Source organism: Bacillus sanguinis (assembly GCF_018332475.1).
GTDB classification, from domain to species: domain Bacteria; phylum Bacillota; class Bacilli; order Bacillales; family Bacillaceae_G; genus Bacillus_A; species Bacillus_A sanguinis.
In genome coordinates this window covers 1-331 of the sequence record NZ_BOQB01000611.1, presented here as the reverse complement: position 1 = coordinate 331, position 331 = coordinate 1, and the positions used below count along the sequence as shown (strand labels likewise).

Genomic DNA, 331 nt, shown 5'->3' with positions numbered 1-331 from the left:
TTTTAATTAATTCTGTTTTGTTCATGTTTTCACCTCATAAAAAAATTTTTTAGAAGGAATGATTTAGTATAATAGATAGTAAAGATAAAGCTATTTATATTGTTAGAAAGAATGCTATATAGTTATGTTAATTTCGTTGTAAGAAACTGAATCCCTGCTAATATTTAGGGATTAATTATGAATTGATGCATAGAAAACGCTGTAATATGAGGATGAGGGGGAGTATACGGATGATTTTTCGTGAAAAGGATGAGAAAGAAAGTATATTAATTCGTCAACATGATCATGGTTTTTTAGCCGGAGAGATTGCAAAGCATATAAAAGAAGCTTT

General features: G+C 28.4%; 1 protein-coding gene. It reads left to right on the top strand.

Annotated features, from left to right (window positions below):
• Positions 1-230 precede the first annotated feature (230 nt).
• Positions 231-331: DUF3891 family protein (locus tag KI369_RS28850; protein ID WP_212959041.1), on the top strand; the 101-nt coding region annotated here is incomplete at its 3' end.